This is a genomic window from Polaromonas sp. P3_B4 (assembly GCF_056402835.1).
Window position 1 is genome coordinate 356119 of the sequence record NZ_JBFUGQ010000001.1, and the last position, 23047, is coordinate 379165.

The following is a 23047-nucleotide window of genomic DNA, read 5'->3' on the forward strand; positions in this document are numbered from 1 at the left end:
AAATCCCTCAGTGAGGGCGAACCGCCATCACTCCGCCAGGCAATCGTCTGTGGACTTCAGGCGCAAACTCCAGTCCCGTTCGGACGGCTTGCTGGTGATTCCCGCTGCAAAGAGCAGCGCCTGTGACAGGACGGCCTGCGAATATTTGCCAGCATTGCCTGAGGGGCATGTCACCGTCACCTCCAGTGTTTTGGTGTCAATCCGGCTGGGCGGCGTAGAAGGGGGAAACACAAACTTCCTGCCGCCAGAATAAAACTCCTTCAACCGGCTGATGGCTGCCAGCGCCGCGTCGGCGGTACGCGTATCTCGCGACCTTTGGGCTTGTGTGCCTGGCAGTGAGGACCCGCGGAACTGCACCGGTGTCGTATTTGCGGCGGTGATGGTCACCGGCACATTGACGACACGTGCTGTGGGCGAACTGTCGGTGATCCGTATCGACAACGCATAGGTTTTGGTGACCTTGCTCCCGGTAATGCTCAGTTCCGCCCGCGTATCAAAACGGATAGGCGGCTTGAGTGTGATGCCGTCAATCGGAACGCCCTCCAGTTCTGCGAAGTAGGGTTTGACACCACCGGAAATTTCGATGCTGCGCCGGTCATCTGTGCCTGCTACCAGGTTGCTTAGCGAGGCGGGCGAGGTGGCCAGTGCAGTGATCACCTGTGCCACGCCGCAGTCCTTGAAGGCGTCCTCTGGCCAGGTGACCACCCTTCCAGTCAACCGGTCATTCACATCTTGCGTCAGAAGGAGGGTTTCAGATGCTGCAAGAATTAGTTCCTCAATAGTTTCGGGAGGGACGTTGGATCGCTTGCGCTGAACCGTCGGGTTTGTGCTCATGGTTTTTGACTTTTGCAGCGCGTCACTCAGGCCGGCGTCGACGCCGGCCCCTGGTGCAAATTGCCCGGCCATACCGGCAAGACCGGAAATCGCCGAGGGAACATTGTTGAGGGCGGGTGTGGACTCGACCAGTGATCGAACTACCGCCGCGTCAATCAGGTTGACGGTGGCGATCAACTCGCCGGCGGCCCGGTTGGCTGACTCCGTGTATTTCCTGCCGGATTTCAGGGCACTGTCGGCAGAGGCTTGTACCTGCGTCGCCGCCGCGAGGGCAACGGTGAGCGCCGGCATTTGCGGGTCGCTGGGGGACGATACGGCAGTCACGGACTGTGCTTTGGCCACCGCCATGCCCAGCCTGCGTCTTGAGCTTTCCAGTTGGGACAACTGCCTGCCGAGGTCCCGAAGCTCTTCCGAACTGATATTGAAATGGAGCACCGCACGTCTTGCGCAGTTCAGCGCATCTACACCGGCGAGATAGATCATGACCGTAGGGCGCCGCAGGTTCATGTTGCCCAGGGTATAGGCCGTGCCGCCTGCCAGGGACACTCCCAGTATGGCGTTGCGGTGTGCGCCGCCGGCTGCCAGCGCCGCCACCAGCGCGCCTGTCACGACCAGGCCGCTGGCCAGCGAAGTTTCGCGGTCCATCTGATCCGCGACGGCGGAGCGATACGCGTCGCGCGCCTTGTCCGCATATTCCAGCGCACCAGGCATGCCTGGCGTGGTGGGTGATGACTGGTTCCAGCGCACCATTGGGCTGGCGCAGCCCGTGAGTATCAGGGCGCAAAAAATGGCGATCCATTTCTGGCATGCATGTGTGTTCATTGGCTCCCCCTTTTTTTTCTTAAAAATGATGCGCAATGCTCTTCGAGCCATTGCAGAATAAGTCTGTAAGGATTTGTCTGCATCCTTTAAACGGAGTAGGCGGGGCGTCATTTGTCGTATTTGCCTTATCCCACGGCACAATCCGGGGTATGGGAAGTGTTCAGATTCTTGTGGCGGGTGGAGGTATTGGCGGACTGGCGGCTGCGTTGGCTGCAACGCGAGCCGGCTGTGATGTTCGTCTGTTTGAACGCGCCAGCGTCTTCAGCGAAGTCGGCGCGGGCATTCAGCTTGGTCCGAATGTGGTCAAGGTACTGCACAGCTGGGGATTGGTTGATGCACTGCAGGCCGTGGCCGCCTTTCCGGAACGCTTGCAGATACGCAGTGCGATGTCCGGAAAGCAACTGGGTGAATTGGGCCTGGGTGCGGCAATGGTCCAGCGGTATGGCGCGCCTTATCTCTCCATTCATCGCGCAGACCTTCACGGCATGCTGCTGCAGGCCGTGCAGCAGCATGCCGACGTAAGGCTGCACCTGAGCCGGCCTCTGCAGTCCTTCAGCCAGACCGCGCAAGCCGTCACGGTGCAGGCCGACGACGGCCCTGGCATTGAAGGTGACGCCCTCATAGGTGCTGACGGCATCTGGAGCACAGTGCGCCAGGAACTGCTGGGTGACGGTCTGCCACGCCGCACCGGCCACCTGGCTTACCGCGCCTTGGTGCGGCAATCCGATCTACCTGAATTGCTCAGGAGCCGGCAGATCACGGTCTGGCTGGGGCCGCGCATGCACGTGGTGCAGTACCCGGTGCGCGGCGGTGAATGGCTCAATGTGGTGGCCATCGTGCAGGGTGAAGCCGCAGCCGAAGCCGACCTCTGGGACCACAGTGCCAACACCTCCGATCTGGGCGCGGCGACGGCCGGCTGCTGTGCCGCGCTGCGCGAGGTACTGGATGCCATCGGGGGCTGGCGCTTGTGGGTGCTGCATGACCGCGCGCCGATGCGGGGTGCCCACCAGCACGCTGTAGGCCGCGTGGCCTTGTTGGGCGATGCCGCCCACCCGATGCGGCCGTATCTGGCACAAGGAGCGGGCATGGCGATTGAAGACGCTGCCGAACTGGGCCATGCCTTGGCTCAGGCGCTGGACCCGGCGTTCGACGTGCCCACCATGCTGCAACGTTATGCGCTCAACCGTTGGCAGCGCAATGCGCGCGTGCAGGCGAGGGCCTTGCGCAATGGGCAGATATTCCACGCCAATGGGGTGTCGCGGTGGGGCAGGGATACCGCAATGCGTCTGTTGGGTGAGAAGCTGCTGGATATGCCCTGGCTATACGGGGCAAGCCCAACCTACCTTGATGGGCATTGAGCCCATAGAACGACGGCTGTTTGCGCAGGCCTTGCACGGTTGATACGCGCTTTCATCGCGGGCAGTGCGTCAATTTGTGGTCCGGGCTTCATGACGGCAAGGAATTCCGCCCGGACTGGGAAAAACCTCGTGGGACCGCGGTCACGCCCGGGTGAAGTTTTGGGGACGCTTGTGGATGCGGTCGCTATTTATTCACGGGATTTTGTTTTTCTCGGACTTTGGAACTTGTATGTACTTCCTCATCCTGTCGAATTTTTCATCGTAAACCAGCACAGTGTCCCTCTGTTCGGGCCGGAGAATTCTCAAGCTGTTGTACCTGGTTTCCACTTTCTCTTCGGTGTTCATAAAAATCTTGTGATCCCACCGCTCTTCCGGGTCTTTATAAACAGTTTCGATGATGACCTTGCCTGGGAAAACTTCGTTAAATGCGATGTAGTACTCCGGATGAAGGGAGGGGTCGTTCTTTCTGAGGAGCACCAGGAGGAGGTAGGCATCGTTCAGTCCTTCCCGCGTGTCCTTGAGCAGAATGGCGATTTCTTTCTTGTCCTGGCCGCTGAAATCGCCTTCCCTTAACAGGCTTGAGTATTTGAGATTTCCGGAATTCACGAACCGATAGGCCGCTCCTTCATCGGATGAATAGAAATCGAGAAGCTTTTCCTTGACGCCATACGGCAATTCCTTGAGATAAAACGCATCGAAGTCGCTGCCGTATTTTCTGCTGAAGCCTTCTGCTGAAATCAGGTAGTTGTCGTTAAGCAGGGCGGGCAGCAGGGTGGGGTATTCGACGGCACCTTTCATCGCGAGCTTTAAATAAGCTTTCCAGTTTTCCTGGCCGACCTTCGGTTGATACTTTTCCAGATCCTGCGGCGTATTTGCTTCAATCACGGAGTACCCGCGTTGCTTTTCGCCTTTGCCGTCTTTGCAGGTAGCGCAATAAATGGTTTCACCAAAACTGAGTGCGTAGAGTTTTTCAGGAAGTTGGTCGTACTCTTTTTTGTAGCTTGCATCCAGGAGTTTTCCCTTGGTGATATGACCGGTATCACCGGTAAAGATGGCGAGTGTCTTTGACTCGGCGACAGCCTTTGCCGCCGTGTCTCCCGTTGTATTACCTGTTGTATCCGCTAACGCGGCATACCTATCGCTTTCGTGCGTAAAGTCGTAGACGTAGTATTTGAAATATTCAAAATCATTTTTTGCAAAGAAAATCCCGAGCGCAAACACAATCACTGCAAGCGCTGATAAGGTCTTTTTGGTCTTGGACAGGGTCGAAAAATTCATATCAGATGAGTGGTTGGTGAACAGCAGGCGAGCAATATATGCTGATTGAAGGGGTGGCCCGTGAAGCGGAGTCAAGAATGGAGCCGGACAATCGAAGTATCGCTGACGATTTTGGCTGATACAACAACGCAGGATTCTGCTCAAGCTTGGCTCGCATCCAGGTTGGGTAGGGGGCCTACCTTTGCATTTGTCCTTTTTTCGCCAAGATATCGTCAGCCCCGATAACGTGTGGCATGGTGGCCCGCTATGGCAAATTGAGGAATTGGGGAGGGATAGCAACTTAGTCGAATTGCTATAGAAGTGATAGCGGTTTGCGCTGTATTTGTAAGGGTTTCGGCTATTTTTTTATAAATTCTTGCAGATCTGTTCGTAGCTTCCATATCTCCGGAAACACCACCACATCCAGCATCTTGCGCAGGTAGCTGACGCCGCCGGTGGTGGTCTACGCCTTTGCCGGCACGGTGATGCGCGACCTGATAGGCCGCCCACTGGCATGCCGTGGGCCGCGTGACCCTGCTGCGCGATGCCGCCCCCCCGATGAGGCCCTACCTGGCGCAAGGCACGGGCATGGCGATCGAAGACGCCGCAGAACTCGGCCACACCCCGGCCCAGTCGCTGAACCCGGCGCTCGATGTATCCACCGTGCTGCAGCGTTATGCGCTCAACCGCTGGCAGCGCAATGCGCGTGTGCAGGCGAGGGCGCTGCGCAACGGGCAGGTGTTCCACGCCGATGGGGTGCGGTGGGGGCGGGATGTGGCGATGAATGTGTTGGATTTGTCTCGGTTGTATGGAACGACAAGCAGGCGCTCCCTGATGATCGGAAAAACAATCGGGATTTATGGATTACGTTTCCGGCCAGCCCTAGTCCGCGTAGGCCCCCGCAGCCTTGATCACCGGCGTCCAGCGTGCAATTTCGCTGCGCAAATATTCGCGATGGCCCGCGGGTGTGTTGCGCGCGTCTCGAACCACCTCGATCCCCGAAGCGAGTTGTGCCCGTTTGAATGCGTCCGTCTGGATTGCGCCCAGCAATGCAGCGTTGATCCTGGTTTGTACCGCCTGAGGCGTGTTCTTCGGTGCATACAAGCCGTACCAGACGCCAAGCCGGATGGAGGGAATCCCGAATTTCTCGAGCGTCGGGATCGCCGAGGCGCCAGGAACGTTGAGCGGCCTGGCTGATGTCACGCCGACGGGCCTGGTTTTTCCGCTAAATACATGAGGGAGCACGTTGGCTGTCAAATCGCACATCAGGTCTACATGGCCTCCCAGTAAATCCGCCAACGCCGGAGCGGTCCCGCGATAGGGAACGGTGGTCATGCCGATGCCCAGCGAAGACTGGAGGAGAAGGCCGCACAGATGCGACGCCGACCCAATGCCGCCGTTGGCAAGCTTGACCTGTGGTTGCGTGGCTATCCACCGCACCAGCTCAACCGCTGAGCCCGTAGCTATCTGTGGGCGCGTCACCAGCATCAGTGGCGATTCAGCCATGATGCCCAAAGGTTCGAAGTCTGTTTCCGGGTTGAAACCGAGGCGGCGGTATAGCGCAGGGGCTGTCGCCATCCCGATATGGTTCAACAGCAGGGTATAGCCGTCGGCAGTCGCACGCAAGGCGATGGTACTGCCCAGGTTTCCGCCGGCGCCTGACAGGTTCTGGATGATGATGGATTGCCCTAACTGCTTTTCCAGCGGTAAGGCAAGCTCCCGCGCGAGCTTGTCCATAGGACCTCCTGCGGGGTAGGGAACAATCAATGTCACCGGTTTCGAGGGGTAAACACCTTGCGCCTGCGCGCCCATGCCGCATGTCAGCAAGGCCCAAAAAACCAGTGAAAACAGTTTCTTGCTCATAAGTTTCTCCAGGGTTACCGGTACTTTTCAGACTGGCATGCGAAGGGCCGCATAGCCGACGGCCGAGGCCCGCAGGGCTCGCCGCGCCTGCGTCGCTGCCAGGCATTTCTCGATGATGGCCGGCTCCGATGTAAAGGGCGTACCACCTGGAAAGGGCGGCTTGGGGTCGTATTCGATCTGGAGCTGGATTTGCTTGGCTGTTTCGTCTCCCTTCAGCATTGCGACGACCTTCAAGGCCATGTCGATGCCGGATGTCACGCCGCCCGCAGTGAAGATATTTCCGTCCACACACATGCGCTCTCTGGTGACGATGGCACCGAACGCCGGCAGAAAATCGATGGCCTGCCAGTGGCAGGTGCTTCGCCTGCCCTTGAGAAGGCCCGCGGCGCCGAGCAGCAGCGAACCCGTACAGATGCCGAAGATGTACTTCGCTGACTTTGCTTGCCTGCGGGTGAAATTGACCCACTCGGCATCCAGTATGGCGTCGTCGGTTCCAGGTCCCCCCGGCACCACCAGCAGGTCGCAGGGCGGTGCGTTTGCGATGGTCGTGGTGGGTGTCAGCGTGAGGCCGCGGTCCGAGCGGACTGGCTCCAGTGACTTCCCTACGAGCTCGACATGCACCCCCGGCACACGTGCCAGTACTTCAAAAGGCCCTGTCAAATCAAGTTGTGTCAGTGCATTGAAGAGAATAATATTAACTTTCATGAACACCCTCCTTAATACGCTGACGGTAAGGCCAGGTGCCGCAGGGACAGTGCCAAAAGCGGGCGAATGTGCGCCAAAATGGGTGGCATTTCTCTTGTTCGACGGCTTCCAGCCCATTGACCTCGCCGGGCCGTGGCAGGCATTTGCCACGGCAAATGAAGAGGTGGGCGTTCCGGCGTATTGCCTGATCACCATGGCACAGAAGGACGTTGTAACGAGCGCCGATGGTGCACTGAAAATCCATGTGAACCACGATCTGGGGGCTGCCGCGGCATTGCCGATCGATGCGCTGGTGGTACCGGGCGGTGGCGGTATCCATGCGGCATGTGCCGATCTTCAATTGGTCAACTGGCTGCGGGAAAGAGACCAGGCCACACGTAGAACCTGCAGCGTTTGCACGGGGGCCTTCCTGCTCGCCGCCACCGGGCTGTTGAGTGGCCGGGAGGTCACCACCCACTGGCGATCCGCCGAGAGATTGCAGCGGGACTTTCCGGACCTCAGGGTTAACGACGACAAGATCTACTGCGAAAGCGGCAAGTACTGGACCACGGCGGGTGTTACCGCCGGTATCGACCTCGCGCTGGCCCTTATCGAGCGCGACCATGGCGCCGACATCTCGCAGCGCGTTGCGCGGCGGCTGCTTGTCTATTTACGCAGGGACGGCGATCAGCGCCAGTACAGCCAGGCCCTGAGGATTCAGGATCGGGCCGTTGCACCATTTCGCCAGTTGATCGAGTTGTTGCAGGCCCGGCTTGATCACGAATGGTCCGTCGACGAGATGGCGGATATGTGCAATATGTCCCGGCGCACTTTTCAGCGCAAGTTTGCGGAAAACTTCGGCATGGGCCCCATGGCCGCACTCAACAGCTTGCGGTGTGAACAGGCGGAAATCCTCGCCAGCTCGGGGCGTTTGTCGGGGAAGGAAGTCCAGAGGCATACCAGATCGACCCGGGGTATTTCCAGGACAGCGGCGCTTGCTGATCACCAAAGCCCCCGGGATTCACCGTCTGCACCCCGGGGGCGCCTATAAGTCAGTGCGTAGTTTCCAGATCTCAGGAAATAAAACCACATCCAGCATCTTGCGCAGGTAGCTGACGCCGCCGGTCCCACCCGTGCCGCGCTTGAACCCGATCACGCGTTCCACCGTGGTCACATGCCGGAAGCGCCAGAGCCGGAAAGCGTCTTCCAGGTCGGTGAGTTCTTCGCCGAGCTGGTAGAGGTCCCAGTATTTCTTCGGATCGCGATACACCACGAGCCAGGCCTGCTCAACCTCATCGCTTTCGACATAGCCTTGCGTCCAGTCGCGCTGCGTGTGGCTGGCCGGTACGGCCAGGCCGCGGCGGGCCAGCAGGCGCAGGGCTTCGTCGTAGAGTGACGGGGCCTCATACGCGGCTTGTACCTGCGCGAGCAGGTCGGGCCGGTGCGCATGCGGCTTGAGCATGGCGGCGTTCTTGTTGCCGAGTGCGAATTCGATGCAGCGGTATTGCGCGCTTTGAAAGCCGCTGGAGTTGGCCAGGTAAGGGCGTATCGCGCTGTACTCGGGCGGCGTCATGGTGGCCAGCACGTCCCAGGCGTGTACCAGCTGCTCCATGATCTTGCTCACGCGGGCCAGCATCTTGAAAGCGGCGCCCAGTTCGTCTTTCGCGACGTTGGCAATTGCCGCGCGCAGCTCGTGCAGCATCAGCTTCATCCAGAGTTCACTGGTCTGGTGCTGGATGATGAACAGCATTTCGTTGTGGTCGGGCGAGAGCGGTTTTTGTGCGCTGAGGATCGCGTCGAGCTGCAGGTAGTCGCCATAGCTCATCGACTGACTGAAGTCGAGCTGCGCTTTTTCGTCCCGTACGATGTCTGCGGGCGCTTGGGGTTTGTTGTCGTTGTTGTGGTTGTTCATCAGGTGACCGCGTGCTTCTGGTTGAATTCGGCCTTTTGCCACTCGGCGGTTGCCAGCACCTGCTTCAGATGCTCGACGGCATTCCACACGTCTTCAAAACCGATGTAGAGCGGCGTGAAGCCGAAGCGGAGGATGTCGAGGTGCTTGCCGGCGCCGCCGTCTCCGGCGCGGAAGTCGCCGATGACGCCGCGTGCGATCAGCGCCTGCACGATGGCGTAGGCGCCTTGGGTTTTGGTCAGACAGACCTGCGAGCCACGCTGGGCATGTTCGCGCGGTGTGGCCAGGCCCAGGCCGTGGCCGGCGCAGCGTTCTTCCACGAGTTGAATAAACAGGTCGGTCAGTGCCAGCGATTTTTTGCGCAGGGCCTGCATGCCACCGAACGTCTCGGCGGCCAGCACAGTGTCCAGTCCGCACTCCAGCGCGGTCATGCTCAGGATGGGCTGGGTGCCGCAGAGGTAACGTGAGATGCCTGCGGCAGGCCGGTAGTCCGGAGTGAATTCAAAAGGTGCTGCATGGCCCCACCAGCCGGCCAGCGGCTGCCAGAAGCGGTCTGCATGTTTGGGGTTGACCCAGACAAAGGCCGGCGCGCCGGGGCCACCGTTGAGGTACTTGTAGCCGCAGCCAATCGAGAAATCGGCTTTCGCCGCATTCAGGTCTACCGGCACGGCGCCCGCGCTGTGCGCCAGGTCCCAGACGGTGAGTACGCCTGCTGCATGCGCTGCGGCGGTTACGGCGGCCATGTCGTGCATGGCGCCGGTGCGGTAGTTCACGTGGGTCAGCATCAGCACGGCCACTTCGCTGGTGAGCGCGGCGGCAAGCTCTTCGGGCTCGACCAGTCGCAGCCGAAAGCCACGTTCACGGCACAGGGCTTCTGCGATGTAGAGGTCGGTCGGGAAGTTGCTGCGCTCGCTGACGATGACCTTGCGCGTGGGCGCGTCCTGGGCCGCGATGTGCAGTGCAGCGCTCAGCACCTTGTAGAGGTTGATGGACGTGCTGTCGGTGGCCACTACTTCGCCGGGGGCAGCACCTATCAGCCGGGCAATCTTGTTGCCCAGGCGTTGCGGCAGCTCAAACCAGCCGGCATTGTTCCAGGAGCGGATCAGGCCCTGGCCCCATTCGGCCGTCACGGCTTCAGCGACGCGAGCGGCGGCTGTTTTGGGCAGCACGCCCAGCGAATTGCCGTCGAGGTAGATCACATCTTCGGGCAAGGTGAATTGCTGGCGCAGCGTGCGCAGCGGGTCTTGCGCATCGAGGGCGCGGCAGTCTTGCAGAGTGGTCATGGAGTGGTCTTCATGGAAGTTCACGCAGGACTGCGCGAACGGGTGAGGCGTCGGCCCGGGTGAGTTTGAGCGGCAGGGCAATGAGTTCGTAGTCGCCTTCGGCCACGTCGTCGAGTACCAGGTTTTCGAGCACGCGCAGGCCGTGCGCCAGCAACTGGTGGTGGCTGGGCAAATCCTGGCTGGTGGCGGGGTCCACGCTGGGCGTGTCAATGCCGATAAGTGCTATGTTTTTGGTAGCTAGCAGCGCAAGCGTGGCGGGGGCTATGGCCGTAAATGACCCCCATGACTGACTGGCTGCCGCTGAGGTACGCAGCAACACGCGGGGCGGCAGGTTTTCCAGCGCATGGGCGATGTGTTCCGGCTGCACCAGCGGGCCGCAGTCCATGCAGTGGATCACGCGGCACGGCCCGAGGTAGGGCGCGAGGTCGAGTTCGCCGACGCTTGTTTCACCGTTGGCATAGTGCAGCGGCGCATCGGCATGCGCGCCGGTGTGGGGCGATAGTGTGATGCTGTTGACGTTGACCGGGCAGTCCGGCGCCAGTGAAAAATGCAACTGCTGCGAATAGGCCGTGTCGCCGGGGAACACCGGGGCGTTTTCATCCACCGACGGTGAGATGTCCCAGAGTTTTCGCGGTGGTGATCTGGTGGAAGCGGGGGTGCGGGCTGTCATGGGTGCAAAGGTAGCACCGGCAAAAAAGCCGTGGTGTCGGTTATTTCCAACAATCTCAAAAATAGTTGAAACCTAAAGTACCTGACAAAAGCGGGCCGCGCATTCGTCGGGCGCGGCCTGTGGAATCCGTCAGCCTCGGGCACAATTAAAGGCTGTAGCGCTCGTTGCGGTATCGATTTACCAGAACACCTTTACAACCCCCTTCAAAGAGACAAAAGGCACACCATGAATTCCGAGAACAAGTCCAGCGGCAAAGTCGCACTCGTCACCGGCGCGGGCACCGGAATTGGCAAGGCTGTGGCCCTGGCCCTGCTGCGTGAAGGCTACAGCGTGGCGCTGGTGGGCCGTCGCGCCGAACCGCTCAACGAGGTTGCCAAAGAGTCGGGCACAGACCGCGCACTGGCTTTGCCGACCGACGTGAGCCAGCCTGACTCCGTGGCGGCGGCATTCGCCAGGGTCAAGGAAAAGTTCGGCCGGCTGGACTTGCTGTTCAACAACGCCGGTGTGGGCGCGCCGCCCGTCAACCTCGAAGACATCACGTTTGAGCAGTGGACCAATGTGGTCAACATCAACCTGACCGGCTCCTTTCTCTGTGCGCAGGCCGCCATCAAGTTGATGAAAGACCAGTTGCCCCAGGGCGGCCGCATCATCAACAACGGCTCGATTTCCGCCCATGCGCCTCGGCCCAACTCAGCGCCTTATACCTCGACCAAACACGCCATCACGGGCCTGACCAAGTCGATCTCGCTGGACGGGCGCAAGTACAACATCGCCTGCGGCCAGATCGACATCGGCAATGCCATGACGGAGCTTGCGGCCCGCATGGCCAAGGGCGTGCCCCAGGCCAACGGCGAGATCGCCATTGAGCCGATGATGGATGCGAAGGAAGTCGCCGATGCGGTGGTGCACATGGCGTCGCTGCCGCTGTCGACCAATGTGCAGTTCATGACCATCATGGCCACGAAGATGCCGTTTGTGGGCCGCGGTTGAGGGATGTTGTGTTGAGCCCGACGCATATTGCTCAAGGTATGCATGGTGCATAGCCAGGGCAATTGAGGGTTGCATGAAATGTGTTGTATTGTATGTATATGAGCAATACAGCATCTGATCTGGAACAGTACCTCGAAGAGTTGGCACGTACTGCCCAGCCCGGGGATCGCCTTCCGACCATTCGGGATTTGATGCGCCGGTTTGCCGTCTCCCAGATGGTGATTCAGCGCGCCTTCCAGGGCTTGAAAGCCAGGGGACTGATTGCATCGCAGGTAGGCCGTGGCACCTATTTTCGCGTGGAGGGTGAAGCCACCGGTGCCAGTCCGGGCGCCCAGCCATCGGCCGGCAGATCCGTGTTGCTGCTGCGCCGTTCCATCAGCATTGCCCGCGGCCGTGTGTTGATAGAAGGACTGCAGCGCCGCTTTACCGCTGACGGCCACCGCGTACTGGAAGTTTCCTACACCGATCCCGCCCACGCGCGGACCATCTTGAAGGGTTCGCCCCGCTTTGACGCCTGCGTGGTTCAGTCGAGCTACAAAACCATCACGATTGATTTGCTCGCAGCGCTGAAAGAGAAATGTGATGCGTTGGCCGTGGATGGCGCGGCCCTCGCTGGAGCTGACGTCGAGGTGGTCGGCATGGAATGGGGAGAGCCGCTGGCTGCGGCGATCACGCTTTTGCAGCAGCAAGGCAATACGCGCATTGCGTATGCAACGACGTCGCACCCATTTCTGGCAACCCAGATGGGACGGCGGCGGTTCGACTACCTGCAGACCACCCTGACAGGAATTGAGCTTCAGGCGATCACTGTGCCGCACCTGCCTGATGAGAACTACGAAGCGGTGCTTGTGGGGATGATCAAGGCCAGTCTGGATGCCTCGGGGCAGCTACCTTTCACCGCGTTGGTGGCGTGGGGCATCGAAGATGGCGCCAGATTCCGGGAACTGCTGCAAGAAGCCGGCGTTGGCATACCCGCACTGCTGAGCGTGGTGTTGCTGGGGCGTACGGATCTGGCGAACGAGCACGCCAACTTCTTTGACACGGTCGGATGCAGCGTGGCCGATCAGATCGAATATTTGTATCAGGCCATCAATGCACGATGGGCCGACCCCTCAATCCCCTATGGCGTACGCCTGATTCCTGTCACCCGAAAAGCGGGTCAATCCATTGCAGTGCTGCCGCCTGCTGGCCAGCCGGCGGCGCAGGCTTCCCGCAAACCCGTCAAAACCCCCGGCGAAGCGCTTGCCGGGTCTTGATCATTTAGCCGAACGCGTGCTGTTACGCCTGGAATTCGATGGCAGAAACGGGCAGTGTGCGACCCTCTCGCGCACTCCGCAGTCCTAGCTCAATCAAACCGATGACCTGCATCGCCTCATTGGCCGTGACGGGGTTGACTCCCTTGCCATGGATGGCATCGCGTACTGCGCTGTAGTAGGCAGGGTAGTCACCCGCAACGCAGTTTATTTCGCGCCTTGTGCAAACGCCGTCAAGCCAAACTGAAACCGCGGCAGGCAAGTGATCAACCCCCCAGTCCCGCGCGGGCGGTCGCTTTCCGGCTTTTAGCGCATCCTCTTGTGGATCAAGCCCCATCTTGACGAAACTGCCCAGGCTTCCATGCACTGTGAAGCGCGGCCCCGGGGCAAGCGTTAGAGCGCTGCCATGCAGAATGATCCGGCTTTGGCCATAGCGCAACACGGCGTGAAACCAGTCGGGAGTCTTTGCACCATTGCGTTGCTGTGCGAGGTCAAGCGCAATCGATTCGGGAAGCCCGAATAGCTGCAACGCCTGATCCAGTAAATGTGCTCCAAGGTCGTACCACAGTCCGCCGCCCGTATCAGCTTGTTCGCGCCAGCGGCCAAGAACTTCCGGCCGGTAACGATCAAAGTGCGACTCAAAATGAACGATTTTCCCCAGTTCACCGGAAGCAATGACCTGGCGCACCGTAAGGAAGTCTGCATCCCAGCGCCGATTGTGGAAGACGGAGAGCAGGCGCCCAGTGGTTTGCGCTTTTGCCTGCAATTGCCGCGCTTCGTCCAACGTTACCGTAAAGGGTTTGTCGACCACCACATGCTTGCCTGCGGCCAGCCCCGCGCAAGCGAGCGAAAAATGTGTGTCGTTGGGTGTTGGTATCACCACAAGGTCAATGTCCGGACGCGCAAAAAGCCGCTCTGCAGTTGCCTCGACCTGCACATCGGGCCAGTCGGCATACACTTTGGAAGGATCGCTGCTTGAAATCGCAGCAAGCCTGAGCCCCGGGACTCCTGCTATCAAAGGCGCATGAAACGTTTTGGTGGCGTAACCGTAACCGACGATGCCAACGGAGAGAGTTTTAAGCACAAGGTGTCCCTTTTAGGTTGACCGCTTATCGAGGTTGCGTCACGCGCTCGACCGTCTCAATCGTGATTGCCGCCGATTCGCCCACATAGTTGCTCGCAACAAGTGCCTGGGCCAGGCCCTCAGGAAGCCCATGCTTTGCAAACATCGGGTGCTCACTGATGCTTGTTATAAACGGAACGCCTTCGGATTGGGACCGTTGCGCTGCTTCGTAGAGTACCTTGTGTGCTTCGTGGCGTCCCATCAGCCTGGTCAGCCGCATCATGACGGCTTCTGAAGCGATCAGGCCGTTCGATAATTCAAGATTGTGCCGCATCGCCTCAGTGTTCACGGTGAGACCCTTTGCCAGTGTGGCAAGGGTTTCGGCAATAGACGCCGAGATGATGGCGATTTCTGGAAGCAAGGTGTCGGTCACGTTGGTTGCCGACGAGTCGCCTTCGTCCATGCGCACCATGGCTTCAAGGGCCGCAGGCACCCGCATCCGCATCATGCGCGCAAGACTGACCAGCAGCAGCGCGGTGGAAGGATTGCGTTTCTGCGCCATGGTCGAGCTGCCTACCTTGCCCATATGAAACGCCTCCGCAACCTCCCCGATTTCTGTGCGCTGCATGAATACGATGTCTTGCGCGATTTTCTGCGCCGTCCCCGCAAGCAGTCCCAGCGCTGAAATGTAGTCGCACACGCGGTCGTAAGACGAACGGCTTGGCAGCCCGGCTGGCGGTAACCCGAGTTGCTCAGCCATGCGGGCTTCCACGGCCCGGCCTTTGATGCCCATCGCCGCGAAAGTGCCTATCGCACCGCCCATACAAGCGACGAACGATGAGGCCAGGCGCAGCATCAGGCGGTCGCGGTCCCTGTCCAGTTCGTCGATCCAGCCGGCAAGCTTGAAGCCGAACGTCATTGGCAACGCATGCTGGCCGTGTGTGCGGCCCGCCATCGCCGTTGCCCGGTGTTCCTGCGCCAGCTTGCCAAGTGCGGCGATGGCTGCATCCAGATGGCCCGTCAACAAGTGGTGTGTCTCACGCATCTGCAGTGAACTGGCGGTATCGAAGATGTTCTGGGTCGTCGCCCCCCAATGGATATAGCCCGCTGCCGGGTCGCCACACAGTTCTTCGAACTGGGAGAGGACGGGAACGAGCGGATGTTGAGCAAACGCGATGTCCCGGGACAGGCGTTCCAGATCGAAGAGCCGGGCATCGGCCTTCTTCCCGATGATTTGCGCGGCCTCGGCGGGAATGACACCAAGCTCGGCCTGGGCACGAGCCAGTGCTGCTTCGACATCGAGCCATACCTGCAAAGTGGCCCTGTCGCTCCAGATGCGCTTGGCTTCGCCGCTGAACCAGTGGCCGGTGATAAATGACTCAAACATACTTGTATTCATGGGTTGCTTTGCTTGAAGCGGTATGCCTGTATTGGCCATGCTCGCTTAAAAATTTGTGATAGATACATATTGTATTTAAGTAATATCATGTTTTATATTGGATAAATTAGAAATTAATACAATTTACAATAAATATAAATACAATATACTCGCCATGCATTCAGCTGGTACATAAAACATGGAGACACGTCATGGAAGATCTTTTCGCTCGCCAGCGAGCCGGGCGTCGCAGGCTGTTGAACCAGCTTGCCTTGCTGGGCGCCGGCGCGTTATTACCGGGCATTGGCCGCGCACAATCGGACAAGCCTGTATCGCTGATAGTCGGGTACTCTGCCGGCGGCAGTGCCGATCTGGTCGCCCGCGTTGTGGGTACCGAGCTGTCAAAGCGCCTGGGGCGCCAGGTCATCGTCGAGAACGTTGCGGGCGCCAGCGGCATGATTGCCGCGCAAAAAGTGCTCAATGCGCCAGCTGACGGTAACCTCATCTACATGGGAGGTACGGATACCGTGCTGGTGCCCATGGTCAATCCGAAAGCCAGGCTTGATTGGGAGAAGGACCTTCTGCCGGTTGGAAGAATGACCACGGTGCCCCTGGTATTCGCCGTCCCCGCGGGTTCGCCCCACGCGACGCTTTCCGACCTGGCGGGCGCGCTGCGAAAAAGCGGTAAAGAGAACTTCAATTACGCAACGCCCGGAATTGCGACGATGCAACATCTCTACGGGTCACTCATCAATAAGCAGGCGAAGGTGGAAATGTTGCATGTCCCGTACCGTGGCGGTGCCCAGATCGTGAATGATCTTGTTGGTGGCCAGGTGGACAGCGCGGTGCTGGTCTTGTCGACGGCAATGCCCTTTCTCAAGGAGGGCAAGATCAAGGCCCTGTCGGTGTCGGATAGTGCACGCGTTCCGCAGCTGCCGAATGTCAGGCGCATTGGCGAGGAAGAGGGCTTCAACGGAATTTCACTGCCGCTCTGGCAAGGCCTGTTTGTGAAAGCGGGAACCTCCCCCTCTATCGTGGCCGCTTATGAAAAGGCATTGCTGGACGCCCTCGCGCAGCCCGACGTGCGCACAAAGCTGGCGGAAGCCGGCATCACGGTCGCTCCGATGACCGGCCGTGAGCTTCGTGCGTTCGTCGGTCCACAGGCCGCGCTGTACCGCGAGATTGTGAAGACCGCAAAAATCACCATGGAATGACAAGCGGCTCATCCTGGCCCGGTTGCGATGAAAAAAAGATGACGGCATTGCCCGTCAGTCCTGGCGGCGATGGGCGGCTTTTGGCCGACATAGGTGGGACCAACGCACGCTTCGCATGGCAGACCAGTGCCGGGGAATCCATCAATGACCTGGTGATATTGCCTTGTGCAGGATACGCCAGCCTTGCGGATGCAGTCCGGCATTACCTGGGCGTCATGGGGCGAAGCGCCCCTCCTGACTGCGCAATCGCGATTGCCAATCCAGTGCATGGGGATCAGGTGCGAATGACCAATCATCGTTGGACTTTCTCGATCAAGGCACTGAAAGAGCAATTTGGATTCGCGAAGCTGCGGGTGCTGAATGACTTTACGGCGCTGGCCCTGGCGCTGCCCACGCTGAAGCCAGAGGAGTTGCGTCAGGTTCAGGGGGCAAAGGCCGCCCCTTTCGCTGCGATGGGTTTGGTCGGGCCCGGTACCGGTTTGGGCGTTTCGGGGCTGTTGCCCGACGGCAGGGGCGGCTGGACCCCGATCGAGGGGGAAGGCGGACATGCCACTTTGGCGGCTTGCACTCCGCGTGAGCAAGCGGTACTTCATTGGTTAAGCCGCCGCTACGGTCACGTTTCGGCCGAGAGAGCCGTGTGCGGCCAGGGCCTGGTGGATATTTACCATGCCGTCAAAGAAGCCGACGGCTACGCACCTGATGTCAGACTTGATGCGGCGGGCGTAGCGTCAGCGGCTCTGGATGGGCGTGATCCCTGGTCCCGTGAGGCGCTCGATCTTTTTTGCGCATTCCTCGGAACGGTGGCGGGTAATCTGGCACTGACGCTCGGGGCTCGCGGCGGGATATTTATCGGCGGCGGCATCGTTCCGCGCATGGGAAAAGTTTTCGAGCGTACGGCGTTTGGGCAACGCTTCAAGGCAAAGGGCCGCTTTGCAGGGTTCCTGACAGACGTGCCGGTGTATGTCATTCAGTCCGGGCAATCACCTGCGCTTCGCGGTGCCGCAATTGCGTTGGATAGCCCGTCCGCTTCAGCGCCTGGTGTTCCGCGAGAAGGGTGACACGGCTCGCAGTGCCGATGGAGCCCACGCTCTATCGTTGATCCCTCAGCGTTTACGCGAGCTGCCCGAGCAAAAGGAACTCCATGAGTGCCTTTTGTGCGTGCATCCTGTTTTGGCTTCGGCACGCAGCCTGCGGTTGCTTCACGTGCGCTTTGCGCACATGAGCCTGCACCGAAACAGGCTACCGGCGCTTTGCGCCTGCACTCGCGTGTTACGCGAGCTGCCCGAGCAAAAGGAACTCCATGAGTGCCTTTTGTGCGTGCATCCTGTTTTCAGCCTCATCCCAGACCACGGACTGCGGGCCGTCGATCACGTCGGCTTCGACTTCTTCGCCGCGGTGGGCAGGCAGGCAGTGCATGAAGAGGGCGTCGGGTTTGGCGGCGCGCATCATTTCGGCATCCACGCACCAGTCCGCAAAAGCTTTCCTGCGTGCTTCGTTTTCGGCCTCATAGCCCATGCTGGTCCATACGTCGGTGGTGACCAGGTCGGCGCCGGCGCAGGCCTGCATCGGGTCCTTAAAGACCTTGTAGCTTTCGGCCGAGCGGATGCCGGCGATGGACTGGTCGACTTCATAGCCGCCGGGCGTGCTGAGGTGAACCTTGAAGCCGAGAATTTCGCTGGCCTGCAGCCAGGTGTTGGCCATGTTGTTGCCGTCGCCCACCCAGGCCACTGTCTTGCCCTTGATGGAGCCGCGGTGCTCGATGTAGGTGAAGATGTCGGCCAGGATCTGGCAAGGGTGAAATTCGTTGGTCAGGCCGTTGATGACCGGCACGCGCGAGTGCTCGGCGAAGCGGTCGATCTTGGTCTGCTCGAAGGTGCGGATCATCACCAGGTCGACCATGCGGCTGATGACCTTGGCGCTGTCTTCAATCGGCTCGGCGCGGCCCAGCTGGCTGTCGCCGGTGGTCAGGTGCACCACGCTGCCGCCCAGTTGGTACATGCCGGCTTCAAAGCTCACGCGCGTACGCGTCGAGGCTTTTTCGAAAATCATCGCCAGCGTGCGGTCGACCAGTGGCTGGTGTTTTTCGTAGGTCTTGAATTTCTTCTTGATGATGGCGGCACGCTCAAACAAGTAGGCGTATTCGGCCGCGTTCAGGTCACTGAACTGCAGGTAATGCCGCACTAAAGGAGCCCCCACGCTTGCCACTGCGTGTGCTGCGCTGCCCCCCGAGGGGGCTAATTTTCCTTGGGGCGGCCCGGCGGAAAATTCTTTCGTTGCGGTCATGCTGATTTTTCTTTCAAAAGCTGCTTGATCAGCGGAACCAGGATGGCCACCGCTTCGTCGGCCTCGGCCGTGGTCATGATCAGTGAAGGCACCATGCGGATCACGGTGTCGGCGGTCACGCTCAGCAGCAAGCCGTTTTCTGCGGCGCGGGCGAGAAGTTCGCCGCAGGGCACCGTGAGCTCAATGCCCAGCATCAGGCCGCGGCCGCGGATTTCTTTCAGGCCCTTTTCACCGGCGAGTTCGCGAGCCAGCGCCGCGCGCAGGTGTTCGCCCACCTTTACCGCATTGGCGAGCAGGCCTTCTTCTTCCATGATACGCAGGGTTTCCACACCGGCGCGCATGGCGAGCGGGTTGCCGCCGAACGTGGTGCCGTGGTTGCCGGGGCCAAAGATGTGGGCGGCTTTAGGGCCGGCCACCACCGCGCCAATCGGCACACCGGAACCCAGGCCCTTGGCCAGCGGCATCACGTCGGGCTTGATGCCCGACCATTGGTGGGCAAACCATTTTCCGGTGCGGCCCATGCCGCACTGCACTTCGTCGATCATCAGCAGCCAGTCGCGCTCGTCGCACAGCGCCCGCACGTCGCGCAGGTAGTCGTCCTTCATGCTGTTGATGCCGCCTTCGCCCTGGATGGCTTCAAAAAACACGGCGACCACATTCGGGTTGTCGGCCGTCGCCGCTTTCAACGCATCGATGTTGTTGAGCGGCACGCGGATAAATCCTTCCACCAGCGGGCCGAAGCCGGCCTGCACCTTGGGGTTACCGGTAGCGCTCAGGGTGGCGATGCTGCGGCCGTGGAAGGCTTTTTCATAGACGACGATTTCCGGGCGCTCAATGCCTTTGTCGTGGCCGAACTTGCGCGCCAGCTTGAGCGCGGCTTCGTTGGCTTCCAGGCCGGTAGAGCAGAAAAACACGTTTTCCAGGCCCGACAGTTCGACCAGTTTGGCGGCCAGGGTTTCCTGCAGCGGCACATGGTAGTAATTGGAGCTGTGAATGATCTTGGCAATCTGCTCTTGCAGGGCCGGCACCAGCTTGGGGTGGTTGTGGCCCAGGGTGTTGACGGCGATGCCGCCCAGCGCGTCGAGGTAAGCCTTGCCGTTGACGTCCCAGACGCGGCAGCCCTGGCCGTGGTCCAGCGCGATGGGCAGGCGGCCATAGGTGTTCATCACGTGAGGGGAGGCGGCTTCGATGTGCTTGGGCAGGGCTGCGGTCATGGAGAACTCCGGAACAAGGGCTGTGACAGTGTGGAAAATCGGAGGCCCGCGACAAGTGAAGCGGGCCTGGGCTGATTTTAGGCGCAGAGTTTGCGGGCTTTTGTGACGATCCTGCATCACTGCAATGCAGGCGCCTGGCGCCTCCTGATGTTGAAAATCAGGCATCAAGTCTTATATAAGAGTCGCAAATAAGATAGAATTGTTGTGCGGTGCAGCATGGGGTGAATACGATCCCCTTCCCACGTCAGGCGCCGCAAAAACCCTCCATCCGATGGTCTCCAACACCGCCAAAGAAGTCTTCATTCAGGGTATTACCCGCGACGGCAAAACCTTCCGGCCCAGCGACTGGGCCGACAGGTTGTGCGGCGTGATGAGTCATTTCCGCCCGGGCGGCCCGCAGCCCGGCAGCCACCTGACCTACTCCCCCTGGTGCGTGCCCACCGTCATCAATGGCGTCAAGTGTGTGGTCGTTAACTCAGAGCTGCGCGAGGCCGAGCCCATGGCCTGGGACTTCGCCATCAACTTCGCCAAAGACAACGATTTACAGGTGGCCGAAGCCTGTTTAATTCCGGATCCCCCGCGCAAAGACTGAGGTTTTCGAAGCGCCCAACAAAAAAGCCGTCTTTCGACGGCTTTTTTGCTTTGCTGCAGCGCACCCTACAAAACGGCGGACGGTATTTTCGTTAGAAAGATGCCGTCCGGGCGATTTGCCTGATTGCTCAGGCGGCCTTTGCGGGGGCCAGTGCCAGGGCTTTCACCTTGGCGGACAGGCGGCTCTTGTCGCGCGCTGCCTTGTTCTTGTGGAAGATGCCCTTGTCGGCAACCGTGTCCACAATGCTTTGGGCCTTGGCGAACAGGTCCTTGGCTTTGTCTTTGTCACCGGCTGCAACGGCTTTTTCGACGTTTTTCACAGCGGTGCGGTATTTGGAGCGCAGCGAGGTGTTCGCAGCGTTGAGTTTGACGTCCTGGCGGACGCGTTTACGGCCCGACGCGAGGCGGGGGTTCTTTTTCTTGGGTTTGGCGGTAGCCATATATAAATTCCTTTAATCCTGGGGAGGAGTCTGTGGATGTTGCAGCAAAGCCCACGATTATAGCCCCCACAGTCGTTCACTGCGTGTAACTCCTTGCCCCCCCGAGGGGGCCGCCCGCCTGTGGCCCGGCAAAGCCGGTTCCACGGCTCATGCTGGTGAAGAGGGGTTTGACAGTCATTTGCTATCAAATTGGTAGCGACTTTCGCTTGTTTTATAAGGGCTTGAGGCCGATTTGATGCCTGGATTCAGCGCTTTGAGCCGATTTTTCGGCACCGTATCAAGCCAGCTTGACATTGGTTGGGCGGTGCAAGGCCGAGGCTAAACTCCACGGGTGTCCCTATTCAAATCCGCCTCTACCGTCTCCCTTCTGACCCTGGTCTCCCGAATCACCGGTTTGGTGCGGGAACTGCTGATTGCCTCGACTTTTGGCGCCAGCGCCATGACGGATGCCTTCAATGTGGCATTTCGCATTCCCAACCTGTTCCGGCGGCTGTTTGCCGAAGGGGCTTTCAGCCAGGCTTTTGTGCCGGTGCTGGCGGCCACTAAGGCCCAAAACGGCGAAGCCGAGACCAAACTGCTGATAGACCGGGTCGCCACTTTACTGGCCTGGGCGCTGCTTTTGACTTGCGTGGCCGGCGTGGCGGCAGCCCCGGTGCTGGTCTGGGCCATGGCCAGCGGCCTGAAGCAGGAGGCGCGCGGCTTCGAGGCCGCCGTGTTCATGACGCGCTGGATGTTTCCTTACATCGGCTTCATGTCGCTGGTAGCGCTGTCCTCGGGCGTGCTCAACACCTGGCGCCGGTTTGCCGTGCCGGCTGCCACGCCGGTATTGCTCAACCTTTCCATGATTCTGGCGGCCTGGTTGGGCGCTCCCTGGTTCAAGGCACACGGGATCGAGCCGGTTTACGCCCTGGGCGGCGGCGTGATGGTGGGTGGCATCCTTCAACTGGCGGTGCAGGTGCCGGCGCTGTTCCGGCTGGGGCTGCTGCCGCGCATTGGCTGGAACCCTTCTGCGATCAAGGCGGCCTGGGCCGATCCGGCCACCCAAAACATCACCCGGCTCATGGTGCCGGCCCTGCTGGGTGTCAGCGTGGCGCAAATTTCGCTTCTTATCAATACGCAGATCGCTTCGCACCTCACGCCCGGCAGCGTCAGCTGGCTCACTTATGCCGACCGCCTGATGGAGTTCCCGACCGCCATGCTGGGTGTGGCCATCGGTGTCGTGCTGATGCCGCAGCTGTCGGCTGCCAAAGCCGCCGGCGATGCGGCGCGCTATTCGGCCATGCTTGACTGGGGCCTGCGCATTGTGGTGCTGCTGGCCGTTCCCTGTGCCGTGGCCCTGATGACGTTTGCCCAGCCCCTGGTGGCCACGCTTTATCACTATGGTGCTTTTACCGACCGCGACGTGCAGCAGACCACCACGGCCTTGATGGGCTACGGCGCGGGCCTGTTGGGACTGGTGGCCATCAAGGTGCTGGCGCCCGGTTTTTATGCCAGCCAGGACATCAAGACGCCGGTGCGCATTGCGGTGGTCGTCCTGGTGGTGACACAGCTGCTCAATCTGGCGCTGGTGCCGTTTTTGCAACATGCCGGGCTGGCGCTGGCCATCGGTATTGGCGCGCTCATCAATGCGCTCTGGCTGCTGTGGGGGCTCAAGCGGCGCGGCAGCTACACGCCGGCGCCCGGTTGGGGCATGTTTTCGGCACAGGTGGTGGGTGCCAGTGCGTTGCTGGCGGTTTTCCTGCTGTGGGCGGCCGGGGCCGTGAACTGGGTCGGTCTGAAAGGCCAGTACCTGGAGAGAATAGGGCTGCTGGCGCTTGTCCTGATTGCGTCAGGCGCTATTTATTTCATAGCGCTATGGGCATCGGGCCTGAAGGTGCGAAAACTCCTGAAACACTGAGCTGTCGCCTTTTTCAGACTCTTCAAGGGCATTCCTTGATTCCC

At 60.1% G+C, this 23047-nt stretch carries 20 protein-coding genes; 8 read left to right on the plus strand and 12 right to left on the minus strand.

Going from position 1 to position 23047, the window contains the following annotated elements; all coding sequences use genetic code 11:
• Positions 1-27: 27 nt before the first annotated feature.
• Entirely contained in the window at positions 28-1656 is a 1629-nt protein-coding gene (locus tag AC1DVV_RS01620; RefSeq protein WP_477702450.1) for a hypothetical protein, read from the minus strand.
• A gap of 149 nt (positions 1657-1805) precedes the next feature.
• On the opposite strand from AC1DVV_RS01620, the gene AC1DVV_RS01625 reads away from it, so the two are divergent.
• Complete coding sequence (locus AC1DVV_RS01625) at positions 1806-3014, plus strand: FAD-dependent monooxygenase (RefSeq protein WP_457279316.1); 1209 nt, start codon at positions 1806-1808, stop codon at positions 3012-3014.
• Positions 3015-3206: 192 nt separating this feature from the next.
• Here AC1DVV_RS01625 and AC1DVV_RS01630 read toward each other — a convergent pair whose 3' ends face one another.
• The 3 genes from AC1DVV_RS01630 to AC1DVV_RS01640 form a co-directional block, all read right to left on the minus strand.
• A complete protein-coding gene (locus AC1DVV_RS01630) occupies positions 3207-4436 on the minus strand; it encodes a hypothetical protein (RefSeq protein WP_477707095.1) in 1230 nt (409 codons plus the stop codon).
• A gap of 717 nt (positions 4437-5153) precedes the next feature.
• Positions 5154-6134, minus strand: a complete 981-nt coding sequence (locus AC1DVV_RS01635; protein WP_477702807.1) for a tripartite tricarboxylate transporter substrate-binding protein — start codon at positions 6132-6134, stop codon at positions 5154-5156.
• A gap of 27 nt (positions 6135-6161) precedes the next feature.
• Complete coding sequence (locus AC1DVV_RS01640; RefSeq protein ID WP_477671373.1) at positions 6162-6839, minus strand: DJ-1/PfpI family protein; 678 nt, start codon at positions 6837-6839, stop codon at positions 6162-6164.
• Positions 6840-6921: 82 nt separating this feature from the next.
• Between AC1DVV_RS01640 and AC1DVV_RS01645 the strand changes: the two genes are divergently transcribed.
• A complete protein-coding gene (locus AC1DVV_RS01645) occupies positions 6922-7869 on the plus strand; it encodes a GlxA family transcriptional regulator (RefSeq protein ID WP_477666393.1) in 948 nt (315 codons plus the stop codon).
• On the opposite strand, the gene kynA is transcribed toward AC1DVV_RS01645, so the two are convergent.
• Genes kynA through kynB form a run of 3 tightly spaced genes read right to left on the minus strand, consistent with a single transcriptional unit; the run spans position 7864 to position 10680 of the window.
• Positions 7864-8730 (minus strand): tryptophan 2,3-dioxygenase, encoded by an 867-nt coding sequence (gene kynA, locus AC1DVV_RS01650; protein ID WP_457279312.1) that lies wholly within the window; start codon positions 8728-8730, stop codon positions 7864-7866. The genes AC1DVV_RS01645 and kynA overlap by 6 nt on opposite strands.
• Complete coding sequence (kynU, locus tag AC1DVV_RS01655) at positions 8730-10010, minus strand: kynureninase (RefSeq protein ID WP_477666270.1); 1281 nt, start codon at positions 10008-10010, stop codon at positions 8730-8732. Before kynU ends, kynA begins: the two co-directional genes overlap by 1 nt.
• A 10-nt stretch (positions 10011-10020) precedes the next feature.
• Positions 10021-10680 carry an arylformamidase gene (kynB, locus tag AC1DVV_RS01660; RefSeq protein WP_477688778.1) on the minus strand — a complete coding sequence of 220 codons (660 nt, stop codon included), beginning with the start codon at positions 10678-10680 and terminating at the stop codon, positions 10021-10023.
• 225 nt (positions 10681-10905) lie between these two features.
• Here kynB and AC1DVV_RS01665 point away from each other — a divergent pair, with 225 nt between their 5' ends.
• Together AC1DVV_RS01665 and AC1DVV_RS01670 are read left to right on the plus strand one after the other, a co-directional pair.
• Positions 10906-11670, plus strand: coding sequence for an SDR family oxidoreductase (locus AC1DVV_RS01665; protein ID WP_477666272.1), 765 nt, complete (start codon positions 10906-10908; stop codon positions 11668-11670).
• A gap of 98 nt (positions 11671-11768) precedes the next feature.
• Entirely contained in the window at positions 11769-12926 is a 1158-nt protein-coding gene (locus AC1DVV_RS01670; protein ID WP_477702509.1) for a GntR family transcriptional regulator, read from the plus strand.
• Positions 12927-12948: 22 nt separating this feature from the next.
• On the opposite strand, the gene AC1DVV_RS01675 is transcribed toward AC1DVV_RS01670, so the two are convergent.
• Entirely contained in the window at positions 12949-14007 is a 1059-nt protein-coding gene (locus AC1DVV_RS01675) for an oxidoreductase (protein ID WP_477702510.1), read from the minus strand.
• 25 nt (positions 14008-14032) lie between these two features.
• Entirely contained in the window at positions 14033-15385 is a 1353-nt protein-coding gene (locus AC1DVV_RS01680) for a class-II fumarase/aspartase family protein (protein ID WP_477702511.1), read from the minus strand.
• 191 nt (positions 15386-15576) lie between these two features.
• Here AC1DVV_RS01680 and AC1DVV_RS01685 point away from each other — a divergent pair, with 191 nt between their 5' ends.
• Together AC1DVV_RS01685 and glk are read left to right on the plus strand one after the other, a co-directional pair.
• Entirely contained in the window at positions 15577-16578 is a 1002-nt protein-coding gene (locus AC1DVV_RS01685; RefSeq protein ID WP_477702512.1) for a Bug family tripartite tricarboxylate transporter substrate binding protein, read from the plus strand.
• Entirely contained in the window at positions 16575-17636 is a 1062-nt protein-coding gene (gene glk / locus AC1DVV_RS01690; RefSeq protein ID WP_477702513.1) for a glucokinase, read from the plus strand. Before AC1DVV_RS01685 ends, glk begins: the two co-directional genes overlap by 4 nt.
• Positions 17637-17847: 211 nt before the next feature.
• Here the strand turns inward: glk and argF are convergent, their stop codons facing one another.
• Positions 17848-18759 (minus strand): ornithine carbamoyltransferase, encoded by a 912-nt coding sequence (argF, locus tag AC1DVV_RS01695; protein ID WP_477702522.1) that lies wholly within the window; start codon positions 18757-18759, stop codon positions 17848-17850.
• 98 nt (positions 18760-18857) lie between these two features.
• Positions 18858-20075 carry an acetylornithine/succinylornithine family transaminase gene (locus tag AC1DVV_RS01700; protein ID WP_477702514.1) on the minus strand — a complete coding sequence of 406 codons (1218 nt, stop codon included), beginning with the start codon at positions 20073-20075 and terminating at the stop codon, positions 18858-18860.
• Between the two features lie 271 nt (positions 20076-20346).
• Between AC1DVV_RS01700 and AC1DVV_RS01705 the strand changes: the two genes are divergently transcribed.
• Positions 20347-20667: a DUF3579 domain-containing protein gene (locus tag AC1DVV_RS01705; protein WP_411885285.1), complete on the plus strand. Its 321-nt coding sequence runs from the start codon at positions 20347-20349 to the stop codon at positions 20665-20667.
• A gap of 127 nt (positions 20668-20794) precedes the next feature.
• On the opposite strand, the gene rpsT is transcribed toward AC1DVV_RS01705, so the two are convergent.
• Positions 20795-21106 (minus strand): 30S ribosomal protein S20, encoded by a 312-nt coding sequence (gene rpsT, locus AC1DVV_RS01710; protein WP_007864125.1) that lies wholly within the window; start codon positions 21104-21106, stop codon positions 20795-20797.
• Positions 21107-21437: 331 nt separating this feature from the next.
• Between rpsT and murJ the strand changes: the two genes are divergently transcribed.
• Positions 21438-23003, plus strand: a complete 1566-nt coding sequence (murJ, locus tag AC1DVV_RS01715) for a murein biosynthesis integral membrane protein MurJ (protein ID WP_457279302.1) — start codon at positions 21438-21440, stop codon at positions 23001-23003.
• The last annotated feature ends 44 nt before the right edge of the window (positions 23004-23047 follow it).

Coding starts and splice junctions, on each gene's coding strand:
- AC1DVV_RS01620 (WP_477702450.1), bottom strand. CDS start 1,656: ATGAACACACATGCATGCCAGAAATGGATCGCCATTTTTTGCGCCCTG.
- AC1DVV_RS01625 (WP_457279316.1), top strand. CDS start 1,806: ATGGGAAGTGTTCAGATTCTTGTGGCGGGTGGAGGTATTGGCGGACTG.
- AC1DVV_RS01635 (WP_477702807.1), bottom strand. CDS start 6,134: ATGAGCAAGAAACTGTTTTCACTGGTTTTTTGGGCCTTGCTGACATGC.
- AC1DVV_RS01640 (WP_477671373.1), bottom strand. CDS start 6,839: ATGAAAGTTAATATTATTCTCTTCAATGCACTGACACAACTTGATTTG.
- kynA (WP_457279312.1), bottom strand. CDS start 8,730: ATGAACAACCACAACAACGACAACAAACCCCAAGCGCCCGCAGACATC.
- kynU (WP_477666270.1), bottom strand. CDS start 10,010: ATGACCACTCTGCAAGACTGCCGCGCCCTCGATGCGCAAGACCCGCTG.
- kynB (WP_477688778.1), bottom strand. CDS start 10,680: ATGACAGCCCGCACCCCCGCTTCCACCAGATCACCACCGCGAAAACTC.
- AC1DVV_RS01665 (WP_477666272.1), top strand. CDS start 10,906: ATGAATTCCGAGAACAAGTCCAGCGGCAAAGTCGCACTCGTCACCGGC.
- AC1DVV_RS01670 (WP_477702509.1), top strand. CDS start 11,769: ATGAGCAATACAGCATCTGATCTGGAACAGTACCTCGAAGAGTTGGCA.
- AC1DVV_RS01680 (WP_477702511.1), bottom strand. CDS start 15,385: ATGAATACAAGTATGTTTGAGTCATTTATCACCGGCCACTGGTTCAGC.
- AC1DVV_RS01685 (WP_477702512.1), top strand. CDS start 15,577: ATGGAAGATCTTTTCGCTCGCCAGCGAGCCGGGCGTCGCAGGCTGTTG.
- glk (WP_477702513.1), top strand. CDS start 16,575: ATGACAAGCGGCTCATCCTGGCCCGGTTGCGATGAAAAAAAGATGACG.
- AC1DVV_RS01700 (WP_477702514.1), bottom strand. CDS start 20,075: ATGACCGCAGCCCTGCCCAAGCACATCGAAGCCGCCTCCCCTCACGTG.
- AC1DVV_RS01705 (WP_411885285.1), top strand. CDS start 20,347: ATGGTCTCCAACACCGCCAAAGAAGTCTTCATTCAGGGTATTACCCGC.
- rpsT (WP_007864125.1), bottom strand. CDS start 21,106: ATGGCTACCGCCAAACCCAAGAAAAAGAACCCCCGCCTCGCGTCGGGC.